Raw genomic sequence first — 22,094 nt, 5'->3', positions numbered from 1 at the left:
GTGGCGCACGCGCCGGCCGAAGGTTTCCCTAGGCACCCACGGCGGCCTGATGATTGACGGGCGTGGCGAGGACAACTCTACCGTCGCCCCAGGGCGCGCAAACAGTTCCAGGGTCCCGCAACGCTATAACATTACGTATTTCAATTTGACTTGTGTGCACTTGGGGTGCTGGTCCTCGCAATTATTTCCATGGTGGATAGGCTTTCGAGAGAGAACCACCAGTCAGAAGGAGCATTGCCGATGGCCACATGTACCGAGAAACACCACGCCAACCACACTCACAAGCATGGCCCGAACTGCGGACACACTGCGATTCGCCATGACGGTCATGTGGACCATCTGCACGATGGCCATCTCCATCATATGCACGAGGATCACGTGGATGAGCACGCCATCGTGGTCAACGCCACAAATCCCATGCAGTGCACGCCCGAAGTCCATTGCTCGCACACGCACGGTCCAAACTGCGGACACGAAGCGGTGCCGCATGGCGACCATGTCGACTATCTCGTAGACGGTCGGCTGCACCATCCGCACGGCGATCATTGCGATGATCACGGGCCCGTGCAGTTAGCCTGAGAGGGCGTGCACTATGGTGATCGAACCGCACGGCCCTGGCTTCATTTCGGTCTGATGGATTGCTCGCTATGTGCGGCGCATCAATTTCATCAACTTGCTGGCCGTTGATGGCCGTTCCGGGTCATTCGCGACGGTTTGGCCGGTTGGCGGTCACTTCCGGTCTTCCCCGAAAATCGGACATAGTCAGATCGCCCCGGCATGTCTCAAAAGTGCCATGAGCCGACATCGCTCCAATCAAGCAGCGATAATTGTCAGGCTCCTTAGCGGCCGTAGGGGAAGCAGCGGTGGCGATCGAGTGTGAGACCGAAATGCGCTCCTAGCGCAGCGATGGCCGCGTCCTGCTCGGGATAAGGATCGGCATTGGATGCGGCAACGATGATGATCCGGAACCCGCCGCGATCCTTGCCACCCGGTGGCAGCATCGCTGTAGCCAGTGCATTGCCCTCCCTGTCGCGCAACGTGAGGAAAAGCGGCATCTCTCGCTGTACATGGGCCTCGAGGCCGAGGTCGCGCTCGATCGCGTTGGGCCACACCGGACGCCAGGATTGGACTGCCTTCTCCCGCTCGCGGCAGAAATATTTCTCGACTGTGTGGCTCATCAGGCGCGACTCATGCGCCGCTTCACCTTCCGTCTCGATACGGAACCAGGTCTTACCCTTCGGCGCGTCGCAAACATACTGCATTTCGCCCGTCCTGCGATCGCCGCAATTCTAGGGTGGCGGGCCCGCAAAGCCAATATGAGATTCGCTCCCGTGTATGACGCTGCACGATCGTATAATCGGAAGTTCGGCTGCAACACCGCGCGACTATTGCCTGAGAGGCGATGGTAGAGCTCCGATCTGATGAAGCTTCGCAAAGCGGTCCGGTACGCCCAGCCTAGTAAATCTGTTCACTGCAAGTCTGCTATGGGTCCAGGCTGTGTGAAAACTCGCACCAAGCGAGAATGCGCAGAATTAAATTCTCAAATTCCGCCATCTTGTGGATGTTGCAAGCGCAACCGGCTTTCACACTGTCGAAATCGAGAAGGAGTTTCTAATCGCAGGTCCAGCGTCCGTGTTTTCACACAGCCTGGGTCAAAGGCAGACCTCAAGCAGCGAATGATCGATGTCCGCTCTTCCCTCAACAACGGACCTGCGTCGAGACGCTTGAGTGCTGCAGGCCATTCGGCATGTAGTCAACGTCGCGGATCAGCGGGCATAGAATACCGATCCAATGGTGACAGTGATAGAACACCGCTGGTCGCCGGATATCGGTCCAGCCTCGACTCGCCAGCATCAGCCAGAGCCAGCGTCATCCTTGAAGCGAGATCGGCTGGCATCGGGTGACGGCCAGCGCAGCCGCGATGTCCGCCTTACCCCCACGAGCGGACGTCGTCAGCCCGGCCGGTTATGTCCGTTAGGTGCCAGAAGCGGGCATTGAACCGGATTTGAGGCTCGCGCTCGCCAGGCCGCGCTTTCGTTGATTACGATCCACGTAATCCAGCACGCGGCTTCAGTTCTGAGCGTTACCTCAACGCGCGCTGAAGGTGAGGCCGGCGCGCTCCTTCAGACGCTTGCGCAACGCCGGACCCATCAGCGCGCCCGGCGTCCAGGTGCCGCCCTCGCCCTGCACATCGCGCACGAGGCAGAGAGCGCTCTCGGCGATCATCTTGCTGGTCGAGCCGTAGCCCGGATCGCGGTCGCCCGTGACTACCGCCTCGACCCGTCCGCCACCCGGCAGCTCGCCCAGGAAGAGGATGTCGTAGAAGCCCTTCTCGCGCTCTTCCCGAGTCGGGCCTGCGCCGGGTTTGAGACCGCCGGTCCTGAACAAGGAAACCATCGTAGCGAACGTCTCCGTCGACACGCGAGCGATTTCCCCAAATCCCGGCGCGACCATCATCTCGTCGTAAACGAAGTCCGTGCGGTAGGGATGACCCAACAGGAAATTCGTGCGGTGCACGTTCTTGGTGTTGATCGGCGCCATTGGGAACGGCACGAGCCACACGTTCATGCTCGGGTCGTATTGGGGGATGAGGCCCGACGGCTGAGACGGCCCGGTGAACCCCGGCGTCAACGCGAAGGGATCGGTCAGCAGCCGGATCAGGGCCGGGTCGCGCGCGGCGGCGGCCAACGTCGCCTGAGCGCTCGCCGCGGTGCCGCCAGACATGCCGCCTTTCACCTTGCGCAGGCGGGCTTTGACCCGCCGCACCGGACGTCCGAATTTCTCGCGCGCCTTCTCCTGCAACGTGAGCACGCCGAGATCGAACGGGATGGAATCGAAGCCGCAGGAGAAGACGATGCGCGCGCCGGTCCGTTTCGCCTCTTCGTGATGGGCGTCGATCATGCGCCGCATCCAAGCCGGCTCGCCGCACAGATCAACATAGGCCGTGCCCGTGGCCGCGCAGGCCGCCACAAGCTCGGGACCGTGGAGCTGATAAGGCCCGACCGCCGTGATGATCACGGCCGCACGCTCGCACATCGAGGGCAGGCTGGCCGGCTCGGCGGCATCCGCCTTAACCAAAGGCAAATCGTCTGGTGCGCCGATGTCGGCACGCACCTTCCGGAGCTTGTCGGTCGAGCGTCCCGCGATCGCCCAGGACGGAGCATCGTCGCCGCGATAGGACGTCGCCAGATATTCGGCGATGAGACGGCCGGTGTAACCCGTCGCGCCATAGACGATAAGGTCGAAGTCTCGCTTCACGACGTTGGTCCTCCTTGAGACCCGGGAGAGCTATCTTTAGATCCGTGTGCAATCGCTCTTTCCAGGGACCACGCAACATTCGCTACCAAGCGGGCGCTACCCCTTACTCGGACCGGTCTTCCACCGGCTGGATCGCACCAGCTTGCCTAGCGCACTCATTCGATCACCACGTCGGCGCGGGCGAGCAGCGTCGGTGGCACGTCAATTCCGAGCGCCTTGGCAGTCTTCATATTGATGATCAATTCGAAATGGGTTGGCTGTTCGACCGGTAGGTCGGCCGGTTGGGCGCCTTTCAGAATTTTGTCGACGTACACGGCAGCCTTGCGAAAAAGGTCGACATATCTCGCGGAGTAGGACATCAACCCGCCTTGTTCCTCGGCGAACCACCGCGGCACTGAAACCGCCGGTACACGAAGCTTCAGCGCCAGCTCGGCTGCGCGTTTGCTCGGCAGGCTGGGTTGAACGATGACGGCATCGGGCCGGTCTTTCTCCATCGATGCGAAGGCGGTCTCGAGCTCCTCACTGCTGCTGATCCAGACAGGGTTGATTGTAGTTCCGGTGGCTTCGCCGCCAAGCTTTATCTGTTCGAGGAAAGGTTTGGAGAAGGGATCGGTTGCATTGGCCAGAGCCATCACGCGGCGCGCCCACGGCAGCATATCGCGGATCAGTTGCACACTTTTGCCGGCTAGTTCGGCGGTCGCGGAAGCTATCCCGGTGACATTTCCGCCCGGTCGAGGAAGGCTCGCGACCAGCCCGGTACCAACGGGATCTCCGGTCTCGGCCATGACGATCGGGATTTCGAGCGTCGCTTGCTTTGCCGCAAGAGCGGCGGGTGTGAACCACGTGACGATTATATCGATTTTGAGACGGACCAGCTCGGCAGCCAATTCGGGAAGCCGGTCGAGGTGTCCTTCAGCCGATCGAAACTCAAATCGAATGTTTTGCCCCTCGACATACCCCAGATCGCGCAGCCCCTGCCGAAACTCCCGCCAAAACTGTTCTGGGTTGATATTGCCAATGACCAATGCGCCGACGGTCGGCATCTTCAGCTGCTGCGCGTGGGCCGCGAGCGGCCGCACAGCCGCCGCGCCGCCGAGCAGCCCGATGAACTCCCGCCTTCTCATGTCGAACATGGAGCTTCCTCCTTGGGCTTCTTACCAAGGGGATGGGGGAGTTGGTTCCCGCGCCTATGCTCCCACCCATATGATAGCACATCACGGTTGCGCGGGAGAACGCTGCACTGCGGGATTTCAATCCAGCTTATGTCGCAGATGGGTCAAACTCGGACCTCGGCCCACGTCTGAGCTTGGTCCGTTCATCCCTCAACAACGGACATGCGGGCGCTGCGGCGTCATGTCCGTTTGGTGCCAGAAGTCGACATCATCAGCGGTCAGATCGGAACGCGGCCGCCCACACCAAGAAATTGTGTTTCTATTGGTGGCAACATCCTAGGCCGCGCCTTCTGTCCGCTCGCGACAAGATTCCAGCGGCTTCAGGAAGCGAATATTTCTTCTTGTCTGTGACACTGTTCACACATTCCCATCGGAGCTAAGTACGACAATGAGCGCGGCAGAGGACCAACCAACTTTGGGCGTCGCGATCCTTTGTTCGCAAGGTACGCGCTGTGCTGGGACCGCACCGCCGGCGTGAAAATGTTGGTTCAGCGTGCGAAAGAACGATAACAGCACCGGCCGTGGCCGGAGCCAGAGCTTCACATTTTCACAATAGCAGGCACCCGATGTCTGATGTTGGAAAAGTCACGTTTTCGGGCAGCGCCCAAAAACAGCTTCAGCTCATCGGCGGGATTGTCAGCGCCGTCCTTGGAATCATCATTAACGTAACTGACTTGATAAACAAGGTTCCGGGGCTACCGCCATACACGTCTTGGGTCCTCGGGGGCGCGAGTATTCTCTTTGGCATCTGGATGCTGGTTAAATGGCGCACGCGCTATTCTCGGCTCCTGAAGCCCGACGCCCTTAGGCTTGATCGTGACAACGCCGAGCATCTTGTCGGGCGTGCGGAAGACATCGACAATCTTGGCCAGCAATGCCTCGCCAAGCAAATCGTGTTTCTGGAAGGCGAGTCGGGCTCCGGCAAATCAGCGCTGGTGCGGGCCGGCCTCCTGACGAAACTCAAGGATGACAAATCCGTTCAGCCGTTGCTGCTCGACGATTGGTGGGTTAACGATTGGGAGCGGATTCCGAGTAGGGCGCTGAAGAGCGCCTTGATGACGAGTGGCGCCCTCGGCTCCGATGCCAAGGCCAATTTGTCTGCGCTCGCAGACGTGGAGCGAGAGCTTGTCCGAATCCATGACGAGAAAATGCGTACTCCACTGATTATCTTCGATCAGTTCGACGACTATCAAGCACGTAACCGGCGACGCTTTCTGCCCAATAAGGTATGGCTCGATCCCGCTACATTGCGACAGAGCCCCTTCTGGGACATGGTGGCGCGACTCTTAGAACAGGATAAGCTGCGCTGCCTGTTTGTCACGCGTAGCGACACTGCCGGGGGCCTCAGTTCTGTTTCGTTTTTCGGATCTGTCCCACCTATGCGCCTAGATCGTGTGCGCTCCCCGCATATTGACGAATTGCTCACGCGGCTCACCGAAGGCACGCCCACAACGCCGGTGATTGCCGATCCGGACGCCGGCTGGACAAAGCTGCGCGAGCGCATAATACGCGACATTTCCGAACAAGACGTCATACTGCCACAGCAGCTCAAGATCGTCCTGGCTGGCATACAAAGCCTGAAACGACTCAACCCTAAGCAATACGAGCGAGTTGGCGGGGTGGCCGGGATCGAGGCATTCTATGTCGAGCAGCAAATCAATGGAACCGCGCGCAAAGTCGGGCTGGCTCCTAGTCAGGTCCGGGCACTGCTTGTGAACCTGATAGATCCCTTAAACCCGACCAAAACGCGGTTGTGCGGTAAGGAGGATCTTCTTGCTGTCACTGCGAAAGCGAGCGGGCAGCCGGTCGCGAGCGATGATCTCGACAATGCGCTGGAGGAACTGGAGCATGGGGAAATGTTACGCAGCTCTAGCGATCCGGAGAGCGGTCGCACTACCTACCGGCTCGACCACGACTACCTGACTCGCGGCGTGTTGACCGCCGAACGGCGAGCCGACCGCTGGCACTATCTCCTAGAGGATCGAGCGAAGGCGTTTCAGGATGCCAGCACGCTTTGGAAGAAGTGGAAGGCGCTTCTGCCTGTGGGGACGCAATGCCGCCTCGCAATGGCGCGGCTGAGGGGGCAGTTTAGCTATGGGAACCGCCGAAGTTATGTTCTCTGGAGTCTCGCTCGTCTCCCAGCTCGGATGCTCGGCTTTGTGGGATCATTTGTTTTAGTTCTTCTCCTTCTGAGTGTCGCGTTTAGTTGGAAGATGAACAGTATGGCGCGCGCGGGAATCGACTCTTTCTTCAAGGAAATCCATAGCGTAACTGATTCCCGACAAATTCATGCTCTGACGAGGTCGTTTAAGTCGGAGGTACTCATATTGGTATCGCAAAAGTCGGAGGAGGCTCACGCGACTGCTGGCCGGATCATTGAGACGATGCGCAGCACATCGAATAGCGACCAGATGAGCGCCTTGCAGGAGGCACTTGTTGACGTCACATCGGACCTAAAACCGGAGGAGGTGCAGACACTCGGTAGCTCTATCCTCCGGGAGATCCAGAACACAGCGGACACGGCTCAAATAAATGCCCTGTCGCGGGCATTTGCAGCGATTTCACTTAAACTGAGGCCAGAGAATGCGCAGGCGCTCGCTGAGCTAATCCTTCACGCAATCAAAGGAGGGGGCGATCCCAACCAACGCCATGCCCTGGGATTAGGACTTTCGGCGATCTCGTCCCAACTAAAGCCGGAGCAAGTTGGGACGCTGGATGGTTCGATTGTCGAGGCGATCCAGGGAGGGCGGACTGTGTGTCCATCGCCCGATCCCAATTAGCGACGGTGCAAGCCGAAACCGAGAAAACCGGCGAAATTCATCATCAAATGAAGTCTAGGATCGCTAGCCCATGTCGGTCATCAGGTCACTGAGCCGCCATCGCCGCCAAAAAAGCGACCATACCGGATGGCCGCTCTGGGTCAGACTCGGAAGTCGGGCGACGCAATCACGACTTCCGCTCTTCCCTCAACAGCAGACATTCCTGAGTCCGGTTGTGACGTCCGAAAAGTGCCAATGCACACAAGCGGAAGTGCAGCGCTTCTATTCAATAACTTCGTCCGCGCGGGCGAGAAGGGATGCCGGGACACATCCTCGGCACTCACGTGGCACTACCCAAACGGGTATCGTGTATCTACGCCTGACCTCGGCACGTGACAACAACCGCCTGCTCTTGTAAGAACATTTGGCGGGATGCCGCGGGAAGGAGGTAACCTGTGAAACGCAGGATGACAGCCGTCCTACTAGCAGATGTAGTTGGCTACAGTCGGCTCATGTCCACCGACGAGGAGGCCACACATGTGATGCTGACCGAATGTTTCGCCGGCTTGATCGAACCCAAAATTTCCGAGCATGGTGGTCGTCTGATCCGATCCAGCGGCGATGGATTGCTTGTCGAGTTTGACAGCGCTCTGGATGCCGTACGTTGCGGCATCGAAATTCAGCGAGAATTGAGCACGCGCAACGCCGGTGTCAGCACTGAGCATCGCTTCCAAATGCGCATCGGCGTAAATGCCGGTGACGTCATTGTTGACGAGCGCGATATCTACGGTAACAGCGTCAATATTGCAGCACGGCTCGAGACCCTTGCCGAGCCAGGTGAACTATTTGTTACCAATACTGTTCGCGACCAGCTCTTAGGTCATCCGGACCTCGCCTTTGAGGACAGGGGGCGTCACCGGCTCAAGAACATTGACCCTCCGATTCAAGTCTTTCGCGTCACGCGTGCCCAGGAGCCCAAAACACTTTCTCTCTTGCGGCGAGTGCGGCTCGCTGCGCGCCGATGTCTCGCACTTTTTCTAACACCTCGTCCGATCTTCTTGGTCTCCGTATTGGCCGTCGTATTGGCCGTCGCGGCGATTATCGGCGCACTGTCGGTCTGGCGTGGCCAAAACGCGCATTCTGTTCAAGCTTCCATTATGGTTTTGCCGTTCCGCAGCATGAGCAATGATCCGGAGGAAGGCTATTTCGCCGACGCAGTCACCGATGATCTAACCACTGATCTGTCTCGCATGGCTGATACTGTGGTCATTGCGCGGGCGACAGCTTTCACGTACAAAGGAAAAGTAGTCGACCCTAGGCGGATCGGACAAGATTGCGATGTTCGATACCTCTTGGAAGGCAGCATCAGGAAAATCGGTACCAAGGTGCAAGCCAACACGCATCTGGTAGATGCGCATTCCGCCGTCGCTATCTGGGCCGATCAGTTTGATAGTGATGTTACAGACCTCTTCGAGTTGCAGGAAGCCGTAACGGGTCGAATCGCCTCGTCTCTCGGCATTCAGCTGGTCAAGGCTGAGAGTCGTCGACGCGAGCGATCGAGAGATCCGAATGCGATTGACATGAGGTTACGCGCCATGGCTATTCTCATTGACTCTATTACCCCACAGCACAATCTTGCCGCACGCAAGTATCTTCAGGAATCTGTACGGCTCAGTCCGTTGTCAGCCAACGCCTGGAGCCAATTGGCTGATGTCTTGATGCGTGACTATTGGAATTTCTGGAACGAGGCCGAGAAGGATGCCAACGCACGCGAGGATCTGCTGAGGCAGGCGGAGCATGCGCTGCAAAAGGCATTCAGCCTTGATCCGACAGTTGCTCTGAGCCATATGGATGATGGCTTTATTCGTCGCGCAAAGGGAGATCATCAAGGGGCCCTGGACGCTTTTGACCGGGCGCTCTCGCTCGATCCCAATCTTGCCCTCGCCTACGCGCAGAAGGCCAATCACTCGTTTTGACGGGGCATCCCCAAGAAGCGCCTCCGCTGGTGTTGAAGGCGATAAGACTCAGTCCTCGTGATCCTGCTATTAGCATATTTTATTGGGTCCTGGGGCGCGCGTATTTCGCGATGAAAAACTACGACGACGCAATTCTCTGGCTTCGAAAATCGGTTGCAGAAAGACCCACGGTTTGGTTTAGCCGAGCACATTTGGTGAGTGCATTTGCGCTTACCGGTAATGGAGCTGACGCCGCCGCCGCCTTGAAGGATTTTAGCAACGCACTGCCCGGCTACTCTCTGGCGCGCATACAGGACATCTATCTCAAAGAAATTCCTAACAAGGATCCAGCGTTTCAAAAAACCTTGCAGGAGCTCTACAAGGGGTTGCAGCAAGCTGGGATGAAGTAATTGAGGCACTGGCTGGAGTTGATCGAGAAAACCGGCTCGCGACTTGGTCACGTGTTTTCCACTCACGACGCCGCGGGCGCCGTTCTGCCGGACGAGCGAGGGAGGACTGCGATGAAACCTCACGCCGACATTTTCTGCATGTGGTCGCTGGCGCTGTGCTCTGCCGCATCACGGATGCGCGCATTGCCCAACTGATTATCATGTTTTGATCCGCTCATATCGTGAGAAATCGAATGTTTCAGATCTCACGTCGGCAACATCGCACTATGGTGTCCAACGTCACCTGGTCGACCTTAGCGCTCTCGGCTGCGCTGGTGCTATCTTCGCCGGCGCATGCGAAGACCCTCACTGCAGTGATGCATTCCGATTTGCGCATCATCGATCCCGTCTTTACCGGGGCGTATATCACGCGCGATCACGGCTACATGGTCTATGACACTTTGCTTGCCACCGATTCCAACTTCAAGATCCAGCCTCAGATGGCGGATTGGAAAGTCTCCGAGGACAAGCTCACCTACGTCTTTACGCTGCGCGACGGGCTGAAGTGGCATGACGGTAGCCCGGTCACCGCGGAGGATTGCGTCGCGTCGCTCAAGCGCTGGAGCAAGAACGAGACTATGGGCCAGACGCTCATGGACTTCACCGCCACCATAGAGGCCACTGACGACAGGACTATCACGCTGAAACTGAAAGAGCCCTATGGCTTAGTGCTGGAATCGATCGGAAAACCTTCATCGATTGTTCCGTTCATGATGCCCAAGCGTCTGGCCGAAACGCCGCCGGGCCAACAAGTGAAAGAGCAAGTTGGCTCCGGTCCCTTCAAATTCGTTCAGGCGGAATTCCAGCCCGGCGTAAAGGCGGTCTATGAGAAGAACACGGATTACCTGCCGCGCAAGGAGCCGCCGAACTGGACATCGGGCGGCAAGGTGGCGAAGGTCGATCGCGTCGAATGGATCACGATGCCAGATGCGCAGACCGCCGTGAACGCGCTTCAATCTGGTGACATCGACTTCATAGAGAGTCTCCCCTTCGATCTTGTGACGATGCTGGCCGCCAACAAGGACTTGAAGGTTGAAACCCTGGACAAGCTTGGCTTCCAGATCGTCGGACGAATGAATTTCTTTTATCCGCCTTTCGACAACATCAAGGTCCGCCGTGCGGCGTTCCTGGCGCTGAACCAGAAGGATGTGCTGGACGCGCTGGTTGGCAATTCAGAATACTACCAGATATGCGGCGCAGTTTTCGGCTGCGACACACCGCTGGCCACCGACGTCGGCTCGGAATCGCTGGTGAAAGGCAACGGTATGGCGGAAGCGAAGAAGCTGCTTGCCGAATCCGGTTACGACGGCACACCCGTCGTGATCATGGCGCCCGGTGATGTCTTGGTATTGAAGGCGCAGCCGATCGTCGCGGCGCAGTTACTGCGTAGGGCCGGTTTCAAGATAGACGTGCAGGCTACCGATTGGCAGACCGTGGTTTCCCGCCGCGCCAGCCAGAAGCCGCCGAAGGAGGGCGGCTGGAACATGTTCTTCACCAATTTCATCATTGCCGACGTGGTGAACCCGGTTGTCAATATATTGGTCAACGGTAGAGGCAAGAATGGCGGCTGGTTCGGCTGGCCGGAAGACGCCAAGCTCGAAGCGCTGAAAGACAAGTTCGTGCGTGCGTCATCGCCGGCCGAGCAGAAGAAGATCGCCGCCGATATCCAGACGGCCGTCTATGACCAGGTGATCTATATCCCGCTCGGGCAATGGCGCGGGGTCGGCGCGTGGCGGAAATCGCTCTCAGGCGTGCTCGACGGCCCCGCCACGCCGATCTTCTGGAACATCGACAAGGCGGAGTGAGGACGAATGTTCGGGTAGCGTTCAATGTCCGTTGTGCGCTCGGGCAACTGAAGCGCAGCAAGCTCGCGGCCTACACCCATCTTTAGGTCATTGGCACGCCGACCGTGCCAAAACGTAACGACGGAGATATTGTGGCGCAGACACGCGAGACCTACAATCGAGCACTAGTCGTGGATGAAGACCTCACCAAGCTAACCACAAATGCTCAATTCGGCACAGCTTAAAGACGGGGCTCATGAGGTCGCCTTGGGGTCAAAAGGCGAAATACTCGCTGCGAGCAGATGTTTTCCGCTTTGGCGCCAACAACGGACATCGCTCAATAGGGTCGGCATGTCCGTTCGGTGCCAACAAACGACATTCAGGTGCTACGACCTGCAAACGTCGCAGTCTGCCGGAGCGCCCGATCAAAATGCGCTCACTGTTCTGGCATTCCAGCCCTGCGCAGCCCGCTTTTGAACCGCGCGTCGAACCGGACGAACGCGGGGTTGGCGTCCGGCAGGTAGTTCCACTGCGCGATCGTTCGGCTGCTAGTGCGTTTGAGCGAGAGGTACCGGGCCAAGGTCGTGCTTGCTTCAGCATCGTGCCCCGTCAAGGCGAGTTCTGAGGTCAACGCGGCAAGTATCGTCGGTGTTTCCGGCGATGCGGCTGCCGCACGGCGCAGCCACCTCAATGCTTCTTCATCCTGCTCCAGCATGAAGTAGGCCCACCCCTTGATCAGCAGGAAGATTGATGTCTGCGGGTCGCGCGGACTGAGACGGATCCCTCGGTCGGCATATTCGAGCATCTTCTCGGGATCAGCGAGAAAGAAGTGGAGAAGCGCCAGATTCAGGTACGCGCCGGCATAGGTGGGATTCAGCGCCAGGCAACGCTCCGCGGCAGCAATACCGTCCGGCACCCGATGTTGGCCTTCCAGCACAGTGGCTTTCACGCAATGGGCCGCGTAATACCCGGGATCAATCTCAAGCGCGCGCGCAACCAGCACATTCGCTCGCTCCAGGTCGCCTGTGGGGTCGGAACTTTGCACGCGCGAGACACGCTGACCGTAGTAAGAGGCCAGTTGAACCAGCGCGCGAACGTTGCGAGGATCGATGCTCAGCGCCCTCTCGCATAATTCGAAGTTCGGTGCGCCCGTCTCGCCACCGAGGCGATACGTTGCCGCCTCACACTGCATCGCCAAATCTTCGGCGTTGAGGCCCGAGGTACTTGTGGCTATTGAGCGCCGGGTTTCCGCCTGAACCAGTTCGCCGTGAAGCGTACTCGCGAGGCGCGTGACGATCTCGTCTTGCGTCCGCAGAATGTCGGCACGATTCACATCGAATTGGTCCGACCAAAGAGTTTTCATGGTCTGTGTGTCGATAAGTCTTGCGTTGATGCGTACCGATCCGTCGCTTCGAAACACGCTACCCTCTAACGCATATCGCACGTCGAGGTCGGCACCCAACTGCTTCATGTCGACGTGCTGGTTCTTGAGAGTGAGTGCGCTGCTGGAGGCGATGACGGTCGCGCCGCGGAGCCGCGATAACGCGGTCGTCAACTCGTCGGTGATGACGTCGCCCAGATAGTCCTGAGCCGGATCTACATTCAGATTGGTGAACGGCAGCACGACGATGGACAGTCGCCGTACTGGCCCAGACAGTAAAGGTTCTTTGGCGAGCTTGATACCGGACCAAAGCGCTGCTGCGACAACAATGACCGCCGCAATCCCTGCGACGGTCAGCCAGCTAGACCGCCGGTATCTCCGAGACCAGTGCGGGGCTTCCACTGGCGGCGTGGAAGCTGGCAGCGCCGCTACCGCGGTTGCGCCTAATACATAGACTCGCACGGGACGCGAAATATTCTTGACCGTTTGCTCCCCCATTTCGGCAAAGCTGTAGGGGACCTTGTCGCGAACCTGATCATACGCGGTACCGGAAATGCACACCCCGCCGGGTTCTCCCAGACCTTCAAGACGAGCGGCAACGTTGACGCCGTCGCCGTAGATGTCGTCCGGCATCACGATCACGTCGCCGAGATTAATGCCGATGCGGAACACAATACGTCGGTCTTCAGGGAAACCGGAGTTGCGCTCGACCATCTCGCGCTGGATCTCGACGGCGCATCGTACGGCGTCGACGACGCTGGCGAACTCAACGAGCACGCCGTCCCCGGTATTTTTGATGATCCGCCCGTGATGCTCGCGAATCTTCGGTTTAACCAATTCCCGCTGAACTGCACTTAAGCGCGCATGCGTTCCTTCCTCGTCGAGCTCCATGAGGCGGGAGTAGCCGGCCACGTCCGCGACGAACACCGCCGCGAGCTTGCGCTCAATGCGCCGCTGCGCCATTGACCCGATTCCTCCTGGGCCGTCACAGACCATAGCTTAGCAGAATAGGGGCCACTCACGCATTTCGAATTAAGGCAGCCGGTTGCGATGTCCGAGAAGGGTCCAGACTCGGAAGTCGTAAGTCGTTCGCAAATAGTCTGCTCTCCCCCCGCATAACGGACATTGATCGGTCTCGTGCAAAAATCATGATTTATGCACAAAGCCATTGACCCATATAAAATGCGGCTTTATGTTGTGCATATTATATGTGCGAAATGGAGGGCGATATGGCGGTTTACGGATATGCGCGCGTGAGCACCGACGGCCAATCCTTGTCCGCCCAATTGGCCGAGCTAAAAGCAGCAAAATGCGAGAAGATATTTCAGGAAAAAATCAGCGGCGCTCGCTCCGACCGCAAACAACTAGCTAGGCTAATGGCAGTTCTGGCGAAGGGCGATGTATTGGTCGTTACCCGGCTCGATCGGTTGGCGCGATCCACACGCGATCTCCTGAACCTGCTGGGGACGATCGGAGAAAAAGGGGCGGGTTTCAAATCGCTCAGAGACACCTGGGCTGACACTACGACGGCGCATGGTCGTTTGATGCTGACCGTTTTGGGCGGTCTCGCCGAGTTTGAGCGCGAACTGATCCGGACACGGACCGGGGAGGGTCGCGAGCGGGCGAAGGCGAGGGGGGTGATCCTCGGTCGCAAGCCGAAGCTGACCGGCCATCAGCGGAGAGAGGCCATTGCTCGCCGGGAGGCGGGAGAGGTGCTAACGGACATCGCGCGGTCGTATAATGTGAGTCACTCAACGATCAGTCGCCTGAGTTAATATAAAACGCTAGGTGCTCGGGGCTGTGAGGTTCTAGTCCCTTGACCAGAACCTCACGAGCCGCCATCGGCATTAAGAGATCTACTCTCCCTCAACAGGCGCGAAGCCAACATAGGTTTCCGATGCGGAAGGCGGGCCGACGATCGCCACCACTTTAACCCCATCTTCAAACTCAAATTCGTCGGTAATGGTATCGGGGATGCCGAGGTCTTCCTTGCCGGCTACACGCTCGATTTGGATTGCTCCATCCTCAGATTTCTCCACCGCGAAGCCCTTTTCGACGAGTTGGGCAGTCGCGCGTTCCGCCAGATATTCGAAACCTTCCTCGTGGGCGACGAACAGAACGTGCTTGCAGCGTTCTTCGATTTGGCCTTCAAAGTCACACGCTAATTTGCCACAGAATCCGCAGTAGATGGGCAAGTGATAGAAAGCGGATCGTTCGGTTCGGTGTAGTTTCTTGATCATTGGATCTCCATTGGTTGTCGGCTGCGCTCTAACAGAAGAGCTTCGAAACCAAAAGCGCCTTCGCGAACTCAAAGTGTGAGGAAGGGGAAGCGCGTTCACATAGTTCCTCGGGCAACCCACGAGCCCAACACGAGAACAGCTGTTGCTCGCAACCCGGATGCCCTTAGCTGTCTCCACACACGATAAGATTGCATTTTCCGACGCATTCAGCGAGAAACACCTCGGTTTGGGGGGAGGTCGATGCACACGTTTGAGGAAATTAAGCCAGGCGCGCGCTTGCGGGGCCTCGACCCTGCCGGCATCGCCGAGGTCGTTTCCGTTTCGAAGTTTGGCAATGACGCCATCAATCTGGTTTTTCGGGTAGATGGAAAGGTCGCCGAGCGACTCGTTTATCGAGGCGAGGAAACAAGTTTTGAGTTCATAAACGCTGGTCGGGCATATGCGTTCGATGCGGACGGAGGGCTCCTGCGCTTGGCGTCAGAAGCTTATCGGATCCGGCTTGCCCATCTCTTTGATCCCTACCTCGCTATCAGCGCGTCTCAAATTGAGGCGCTACCCCATCAAATTACCGCTGTTTACGGCGAGATGCTCCCACGACAGCCGCTGAGGTTTTTGCTGGCGGATGATCCCGGCGCCGGCAAAACCATTATGGCGGGCCTGCTGATCAAGGAGTTGCTCATTCGTGGCGATCTCGAACGGTGCATGATCGTTGCACCGGGGAGTTTAGTTGAGCAATGGCAAGAGGAGCTGGCCGAGAAATTCGGATTGAATTTCGACCTGCTGACGCGCGATCAAATTGAGGCGTCGGTCACCGGCAACCCGTTCATCGAAAAAAATCGCCTGATCGTTCGTCTCGATATGGCTGCGCGTTCAGATGAGCTCAAGGCCAAGCTCGATGCCGCACCCGATTGGGATCTAATCATTTGCGACGAAGCTCATCGCATGGCTGCGTCCTATTTCGGCGGCGAGGTGAAGGAAACGCGGCGCTACAAGCTTGGCAGGTTACTCGGCACGCGAACCCGCAATTTGCTCTTAATGTCGGCAACTCCTCACAACGGCAAGGAGGCTGATTTTCAACTCTTCATGGGCCTTCTTGATGCGGACCGCTTTGAGGGCAGGTTTCGTGAGGGCGTCCACAAAGCCGACGTCAGCGATATGATGCGGAGGATGACCAAAGAAGAGCTGTATCGGTTCGATGGCACGCCACTGTTCCCAGAGCGCCGCGCCTATACCGCCAGCTACGCATTGTCCCCGGTTGAGGCCGATCTTTACCAGGCAGTCACAACCTACGTGCGCGAGGAGATGAATCGTGCGGATCGCAGTGGTGACGACAAGCGCAGGTCAAATGTCGGCTTCGCCTTGCAAATTTTGCAACGGCGCCTCGCTTCCTCGCCGGCTGCTATTCATCGGTCGCTCGAACGACGCCGGAAGCGGCTCGAAGAACGTCTGCGAGAAGAAAAATTTGTGCGACAGTCCGGCTCCGCGCCGCTGAGCCATGCGCCCGTCCTCCCGGCTTATGATCCAGACGATATCGACGAGGTCCCCGGCAATGAAGCCGAGGAAGCCGAAGAACAGATTGTCGATCAAGCGACGGCGGCTGCAACGCTCGCCGAACTAGAAGCCGAAATCGTCATCCTCAAAGATCTTGAGGAACGCGCTCTCCGTCTGAAGCTATCTGGCCAGGATGCAAAGTGGCGCGAGCTCGAATCTATTCTCGATGAGCCATTGATGCTGGACTCCGCCACGGGGTCGCGGCGGAAGGTCATCATCTTTACGGAGCCGAAAGATACTCTTGAGTATTTGCAGCAAAAGATTACGGCGCGGGTAGGGGAGTCGGCAGCGGTTGTTGTGATTCATGGCGGCATTGCTCGCGAAGCCCGACGCGCGGCCATCGCTGCATTCAATTCTGATCCACTGGTTCGCGTAATGATCGCGAACGACGCCGCCGGCGAAGGCGTAAACCTTCAGCGCGGTGCGCATCTGATGATCAACTACGATTTGCCGTGGAATCCGAATCGGCTCGAACAGCGCTTCGGCCGCATCCATCGCATCGGCCAGACCGAAGTTTGCCATCTATGGAATCTGTGTGCCGCAAATACCCGAGAGGGTGAGGTCTATCGGCGCCTGCTCGAAAAACTTGAAGAAGCGCGCGCCGCCCTTGGCGGTAAAGTTTATGACGTTCTTGGAGAACTTTTCGAGGGTCACGCGCTCCGCGATCTCCTCGTCGATGCGATCCGCTACGGTGATCGCCCTGAGAAGAAGGCCGAACTTTTTCGCAAGGTTGACGGCGTGGTCGATGTTGAAGCGATCGAAAAGCTCGTTGCTGAGCGCAAGCTAACGTCCGAAGGCATGAATCCCAGCTCCGTCGCTGAGATCCGCGAGCAGATGGAAAGGGCGCAGGCGCGTCGGCTACAGCCGCATTTTATCGGAGCATTTTTTCGCGAGGCATTCACGATGCTCGGGGGGCGCATCACCGAGAGGGAAAAAAGTCGCTTTGAGATACTCCGGGTGCCTTCAATCCTCAAGGAACGCGACAGGCTGATCGGCCGAACTGACCCAGTTCTCGACCGCTATGCCCGGATCACGTTTGAAAAGAACCTCGTCATCGGTCAGCCGCAAGCCGAACTTGTTGCCCCGGGCCACCCGTTGCTGGAGTCTTTGGTCGACGTGGTGCTCGAGCGGTTCCAGCCGCTGTTATCTCAAGGGGGCGTGCTGGTCGATGAAGCAGACGAAGGACAGGTGCCGCGCCTCCTCGTTTATCTCGAACATGCGGTCCGCGATGCGCGAACGACCCGCTCGGGCGAACCACGGGCCGTCTCGCAGCGCCTTCAGTTCATACTCATGAAGGAGGACGGCTCCGCTATGGACGGTGGGCCGGCGCCGTATCTCGATTTCCGCCCGATCACAGCGGAGGAACGATTGGTTGTGGCCGACGCGGTTTCTGCCCCATGGCTTTCCGGGAACGTCGAAGCCCAGGCCCTCGGATATGCGGTGCGGGAACTGGTGCCGGAGCATCTGGCAGAAATAAGGACGCGCCGTATAGCGGAGATCGACAAGGTCGAGCGCGAAGTGCGGGCCCGCCTCAATCGCGAGATCAACTATTGGGACGCCCGAGCAGCCCGATTGCGCGAAGAGGAGCGCGCCGGCAAGGAGCAGCGCATTAACGCTCAGAACGCTGAGGCGACCGCAGCGCGCCTCGTGGAGCGGCTGCACCGACGCCAGAGCGAACTAGACCGAGAACGCCAAATCTCGGCTGTGCCGCCTGTCCTAAAGGGCGCCGCGTTGGTGATTCCGGCGGGCCTCTTGAAGGCCAAGACGGTTGAGGCGCCCGCAGCGGTAAAGCCGGACGGGTTCTCCGAGGATCCCATCGCCCGTGCCGAGACCGAGCGCCTAGCCATGGAAGCTGTATTCGCGGCAGAGCGAGCCCTTGGTCACGTGCCGCGCGACGTATCGGCAGAGAAAAAAGGCTGGGATATCGAGAGCCGAAACCTGAAGGCCGGCCATCTGCGTTTCATTGAAGTGAAGGGCCGCCAGGCTGAAGGACGCGAAGTGATTCTGACCAAGAATGAGATACTGGCCTCTTTGAATGCGGCCGAGGCCTTTATTCTGGCGATTGTTCAGGTCGACGGCGGATTTGCGAGAGAGCCGGTCTACGTCCGCAGGTTTTTCAACAGGGAACTGGGATTCGCCGAAACTGCGGTGGTGTTCAACCTTAGCGATTTGCTTACACTGGGAGCAACCCCCTCCTAAAGTCCCTCCAGAAGGCGTTGGACCTGGCTTCCCGCTCGCTCTAAAGCTAAAGCCAACTGGGGAGCGATTATGAAGGGTTCAATTATCGACGAGCCTTGGATCACATTGATTTTAAAGGGGGAAAAGATTTGGGAGATGCGCATCGGCACTTGGAAGCATCGTGGCCTTATAGGCTTGATTCGAAAGAAAAGTGGCCACGTCGTACGGGTAGCGGAGTTGACGGACAATCGACCGCCACTGACCAATCTTGTGGCATACGCTGAGGCGGAAAACTTCCATCGCATCCCGTCCGACAGACAGGGCTCAGCGTTTGCGGGCGGATGGACGACGCCGTGGGTCTTGAAAAATGCCCAACCCCTCAGGCGACCTGTTCCTTACATACATCCAAACGGCGCCGTTAAGTCGGTCAACCTCAGCGATGATGTCGCGGCGCAGGTGCAGAGGCAGTTGGCGGGATGAACCCAATTATACGCAAAAAGCTAATCGAGGTTTCCATCCCGTTGGAGGCGATCAATGTTGCTTCGGCACGGGAGAAATCAATTCGACATGGACATCCGTCGACCCTGCACCTGTGGTGGGCGCGACGGCCATTAGCTGCTTGTCGAGCGATTTTGTTCGCGCAGCTCGTGGATGATCCCTCGTCATGGCCTGACCGGTTCAGGACGGAGGAAGAGCAGGACGCCGAGCGCAAGCGACTTCACAAGGTCATAGAGCGTCTGGTGCCGTGGGAAGCATCGAATGATGAGGCAATCCTGAACGAAGCGCGCTGGGAGATTGCCCGATCGGTTGCTTGGGGCCTCGGCGAAGATCCGCCGGCCGAGGGCAATGGAAACGCAATCCTCGATTATCTACAGACCAAAGCCGCGCCGGTTTATGACCCATTCTCAGGTGGCGGATCGATCCCGCTGGAGGCCCAACGTCTAGGGTTGCGTGCCTACGGTTCGGACCTAAATCCGGTTGCCGTACTGATAGGTAAGGCGCTGGTGGAAATTCCACCGAAGTTCGCTGGGAAGCCACCAGTAAACCCAAGAGCGCTGGCCGAACTCAAGCGCGGTCACTGGAACGGCAAGGGCGCGGAAGGTCTCGCCGAAGACGTGCGCTACTACGGTCAGTGGATGCGCGGCGAAGCTGAGAAGCGTATCGGCTATCTCTATCCGAAAGCGAAACTACCAGACGGTTCCGATGCGACCGTAATCGCCTGGCTGTGGGCACGCACGGTGCGATCGCCGGACCCTGCCGCGAAGGGAGCAATGGTGCCGCTTATTTCCTCCTTTCTGCTTTCTAGTAGAGAAGGGAGTAAAGCGTGGGTCGATCCAATCATTGATGCCGCCGAGCGAGACGGCTATCGGTTCGAAATGAAGACGGGAAAGTTAACGAAAGCAGATGAAGAGCGCCTGAGGGTGGGAACGAAGCCTACGCGCGGCAACTTCATCTGCTTGCTTACTGGCTCGGCAATAGACGAAGAATGGATACGTGCGGAAGGTAAGGCCAGACGGATTGGCGTGCGACTAATGGCCATTGTCGCTGAAAGCGGGAGGAGACGGATCTACTTGTCCCCCGCTGCAAAGCACGAAGAGATTGCCGCCAGCGCGAAGCCGGAATGGGAACCAGAAGGCGAGCTTTTCGCCAAGGCGCTCGGATTTCGGGTTCCGGCCTACGGATTAACCCGCTGGGCGGACTTGTTCACACAGCGTCAGCTTACAGCGCTATCAACCTATTCCGACCTAGTGCAAGAGGCTCGGTCAAAATGCGAAGCCGATGCTTTGGTTGCGCTCGGCGGAGCAGACGACAACCGCCTTCGCAACGGAGGAAAAGGGGCCGTCGCGTACGCTGACGCTGTGGCTACATATCTCGGTCTCGGGGTGGGAAGGCTGGCGGATGTCCAAAATTCACTCTGCGGCTGGGAAATAACCAAGACTCAGGTGCGCCATCTGTTTACTCGTCAAGCCATACCGATGCTTTGGGATTTTGGAGAGAATAATGCCTTTGGAGGCGCCGCGGGAGATTTCGGTATCAGTTTGAACAACCTTGCCAGAGCGATCGATAAAGTCCCGGCATCGTCTCCTAATTCGACTATCACCCACAATGCCGCTCACGAGCTGCCATTTCGCGAAGTTGTTATTTCAACAGACCCGCCATACTACGACAATGTGGGCTACGCTGATCTATCTGATTTCTTCTATGTGTGGCTCCGGAAAAGCCAACTCGATATCTGGCCAGATATCTTCCGACGTCTAACTACACCTAAAGACGAAGAGCTTGTTGCAACCGCTGGAAGACATGGTGGCCGTGAAGCAGCGGACAAGTTCTTTCTTGATGGTATGAGCAAGGCATTGGAATGCATTCGATCAGCCGCGAGTCCGCAGGCTCCGACTAGCATTTACTATGCGTTCAAACAGTCTGAGACTAACGTCGATGGATTGACTTCACAGGGATGGGCTTCTTTCCTTCAGGCTGTAGTCAACGCAGGGTTGGCGGTGGATGGAACGTGGCCCGTGCGCTCGGAGTTGAGTAATAGGATGCGCGGACAAGGCTCGAATGCGCTCGCTTCCTCGATCGTTCTTGTTTGCCGCAAACGTGAACCTTCCGCAGCTATTGTTACCCGTGCGGAATTTATCCGCACCCTAAAAGTTGAAATGCCGGAGGCTATCGCCGACATTCGCAAGGCGGGCGTCGGGCCAGTGGATATGCAACAATCGGTGATCGGCCCGGGCATGGGCGTGTTCACTCGGTATTCGCAGGTGCTCGAAGACGACGACAGCACCATGAGCGTGCGAACGGCGCTAACGCTAATTAATCGCGTATGGGACGAGATCGAAAATGAAGCCGCTGCTGCGTTCGATCCAGTGACCCAGGTCGCGCTGACATGGTTCGAGAGCTACGGATTCGACACAAAGCCCTCGGGCGAATTGATCGCACTAGCGACCGCTAAAGACACTTCCGACAAGGCTCTCTTTGCTTCCAAAGTCTTCAAGGACGGTAGGGGGCGGGCCGGCCTCACCCCGCGGCCTGAACTGCCCGGGGACTGGAGCCCGGAGAGCGACAAGAGCCCCACGATTTGGGAATGCGTTCAGCACACGGCGCGTGCACTAGCTGCGGAGGATGGCGGTCAGCTCGCGGCGGCCCAGCTCGTAAAATCGATGGGTCGAATGTCATCGGATGCGCTCACGCTTGCTGACCTGCTTTACAAAATCGCGTCTCGCAAAGGTTGGCAGCAGGAAGCGCTGGTTTACAACGAACTAGCGCAAGAGTGGCCTAAGCTCGAAAATCTGGCGAACGAAATTGAGCAAGGCAGTCGTTTCGATACACCCGACCAGGCTTCCTTGTTGTGATTGATTGAGGGACA

14 protein-coding genes are annotated in these 22,094 nt (G+C 58.0%); 8 read left to right on the top strand and 6 right to left on the bottom strand.

Annotated elements, in window-relative coordinates:
* Positions 1–222: 222 nt before the first annotated feature.
* The 4 genes from B5526_RS38405 to B5526_RS08995 all read right to left on the bottom strand — a co-directional run bounded on the left by B5526_RS38405 (position 223) and on the right by B5526_RS08995 (position 4,301).
* Positions 223–558: a hypothetical protein gene (locus B5526_RS38405; RefSeq protein WP_172842012.1), complete on the bottom strand. Its 336-nt coding sequence runs from the start codon at positions 556–558 to the stop codon at positions 223–225.
* 281 nt (positions 559–839) lie between these two features.
* Positions 840–1,262 (bottom strand): hypothetical protein, encoded by a 423-nt coding sequence (locus B5526_RS09005; protein ID WP_079537888.1) that lies wholly within the window; start codon positions 1,260–1,262, stop codon positions 840–842.
* An 826-nt stretch (positions 1,263–2,088) separates the two neighbouring features.
* Positions 2,089–3,258, bottom strand: coding sequence for a saccharopine dehydrogenase family protein (locus B5526_RS09000; protein ID WP_079537887.1), 1,170 nt, complete (start codon positions 3,256–3,258; stop codon positions 2,089–2,091).
* Between the two features lie 155 nt (positions 3,259–3,413).
* Complete coding sequence (locus B5526_RS08995; protein WP_172842011.1) at positions 3,414–4,301, bottom strand: ABC transporter substrate-binding protein; 888 nt, start codon at positions 4,299–4,301, stop codon at positions 3,414–3,416.
* 695 nt (positions 4,302–4,996) lie between these two features.
* Between B5526_RS08995 and B5526_RS08990 the strand changes: the two genes are divergently transcribed.
* The 4 genes from B5526_RS08990 to B5526_RS08975 all read left to right on the top strand — a co-directional run bounded on the left by B5526_RS08990 (position 4,997) and on the right by B5526_RS08975 (position 11,398).
* Entirely contained in the window at positions 4,997–7,210 is a 2,214-nt protein-coding gene (locus B5526_RS08990) for a hypothetical protein (protein ID WP_079537885.1), read from the top strand.
* A 446-nt stretch (positions 7,211–7,656) separates the two neighbouring features.
* On the top strand, positions 7,657–9,165 hold the full coding sequence (locus B5526_RS08985) for an adenylate/guanylate cyclase domain-containing protein (protein WP_079537884.1): 1,509 nt from the start codon (positions 7,657–7,659) through the stop codon (positions 9,163–9,165).
* Between the two features lie 110 nt (positions 9,166–9,275).
* Positions 9,276–9,554, top strand: coding sequence for a hypothetical protein (locus B5526_RS08980; RefSeq protein ID WP_079537883.1), 279 nt, complete (start codon positions 9,276–9,278; stop codon positions 9,552–9,554).
* A gap of 233 nt (positions 9,555–9,787) precedes the next feature.
* On the top strand, positions 9,788–11,398 hold the full coding sequence (locus B5526_RS08975) for an ABC transporter substrate-binding protein (protein ID WP_079537882.1): 1,611 nt from the start codon (positions 9,788–9,790) through the stop codon (positions 11,396–11,398).
* Between the two features lie 415 nt (positions 11,399–11,813).
* On the opposite strand, the gene B5526_RS08970 is transcribed toward B5526_RS08975, so the two are convergent.
* Positions 11,814–13,721 carry an adenylate/guanylate cyclase domain-containing protein gene (locus B5526_RS08970; RefSeq protein WP_172842009.1) on the bottom strand — a complete coding sequence of 636 codons (1,908 nt, stop codon included), beginning with the start codon at positions 13,719–13,721 and terminating at the stop codon, positions 11,814–11,816.
* Positions 13,722–13,987: 266 nt separating this feature from the next.
* On the opposite strand from B5526_RS08970, the gene B5526_RS08965 reads away from it, so the two are divergent.
* Positions 13,988–14,533, top strand: a complete 546-nt coding sequence (locus B5526_RS08965; RefSeq protein ID WP_154071214.1) for a recombinase family protein — start codon at positions 13,988–13,990, stop codon at positions 14,531–14,533.
* A gap of 81 nt (positions 14,534–14,614) precedes the next feature.
* Here the strand turns inward: B5526_RS08965 and B5526_RS08960 are convergent, their stop codons facing one another.
* A complete protein-coding gene (locus tag B5526_RS08960; protein WP_079537880.1) occupies positions 14,615–14,998 on the bottom strand; it encodes a hypothetical protein in 384 nt (127 codons plus the stop codon).
* Positions 14,999–15,238: 240 nt separating this feature from the next.
* On the opposite strand from B5526_RS08960, the gene B5526_RS08955 reads away from it, so the two are divergent.
* The 3 genes from B5526_RS08955 to B5526_RS08945 all read left to right on the top strand — a co-directional run bounded on the left by B5526_RS08955 (position 15,239) and on the right by B5526_RS08945 (position 22,080).
* A complete protein-coding gene (locus tag B5526_RS08955) occupies positions 15,239–18,748 on the top strand; it encodes a helicase-related protein (protein ID WP_079537879.1) in 3,510 nt (1,169 codons plus the stop codon).
* 69 nt (positions 18,749–18,817) lie between these two features.
* Positions 18,818–19,207 carry a hypothetical protein gene (locus B5526_RS08950; RefSeq protein ID WP_079537878.1) on the top strand — a complete coding sequence of 130 codons (390 nt, stop codon included), beginning with the start codon at positions 18,818–18,820 and terminating at the stop codon, positions 19,205–19,207.
* Positions 19,204–22,080 (top strand): DUF1156 domain-containing protein, encoded by a 2,877-nt coding sequence (locus tag B5526_RS08945; protein ID WP_079537877.1) that lies wholly within the window; start codon positions 19,204–19,206, stop codon positions 22,078–22,080. Before B5526_RS08950 ends, B5526_RS08945 begins: the two co-directional genes overlap by 4 nt.
* Positions 22,081–22,094 lie beyond the last annotated feature (14 nt).

This window comes from Bradyrhizobium lablabi, from assembly GCF_900141755.1.
GTDB classification, from domain to species: Bacteria; Pseudomonadota; Alphaproteobacteria; order Rhizobiales; family Xanthobacteraceae; genus Bradyrhizobium; species Bradyrhizobium lablabi_A.
This window is presented reverse-complemented; position numbering and strand designations above follow the sequence as displayed.

Excerpts from the sequence above, each read along its gene's own strand:
- B5526_RS08950 (WP_079537878.1), top strand. The coding sequence starts at position 18,818 with ATGAAGGGTTCAATTATCGACGAGCCTTGGATCACATTGATTTTAAAG.
- B5526_RS08995 (WP_172842011.1), bottom strand. The coding sequence starts at position 4,301 with ATGCCGACCGTCGGCGCATTGGTCATTGGCAATATCAACCCAGAACAG.
- B5526_RS08980 (WP_079537883.1), top strand. The coding sequence starts at position 9,276 with ATGAAAAACTACGACGACGCAATTCTCTGGCTTCGAAAATCGGTTGCA.
- B5526_RS08955 (WP_079537879.1), top strand. The coding sequence starts at position 15,239 with ATGCACACGTTTGAGGAAATTAAGCCAGGCGCGCGCTTGCGGGGCCTC.
- B5526_RS09005 (WP_079537888.1), bottom strand. The coding sequence starts at position 1,262 with ATGCAGTATGTTTGCGACGCGCCGAAGGGTAAGACCTGGTTCCGTATC.
- B5526_RS08975 (WP_079537882.1), top strand. The coding sequence starts at position 9,788 with ATGTTTCAGATCTCACGTCGGCAACATCGCACTATGGTGTCCAACGTC.
- B5526_RS08970 (WP_172842009.1), bottom strand. The coding sequence starts at position 13,721 with ATGGCGCAGCGGCGCATTGAGCGCAAGCTCGCGGCGGTGTTCGTCGCG.
- B5526_RS08990 (WP_079537885.1), top strand. The coding sequence starts at position 4,997 with ATGTCTGATGTTGGAAAAGTCACGTTTTCGGGCAGCGCCCAAAAACAG.
- B5526_RS08945 (WP_079537877.1), top strand. The coding sequence starts at position 19,204 with ATGAACCCAATTATACGCAAAAAGCTAATCGAGGTTTCCATCCCGTTG.
- B5526_RS08985 (WP_079537884.1), top strand. The coding sequence starts at position 7,657 with ATGACAGCCGTCCTACTAGCAGATGTAGTTGGCTACAGTCGGCTCATG.
- B5526_RS08965 (WP_154071214.1), top strand. The coding sequence starts at position 13,988 with ATGGCGGTTTACGGATATGCGCGCGTGAGCACCGACGGCCAATCCTTG.
- B5526_RS08960 (WP_079537880.1), bottom strand. The coding sequence starts at position 14,998 with ATGATCAAGAAACTACACCGAACCGAACGATCCGCTTTCTATCACTTG.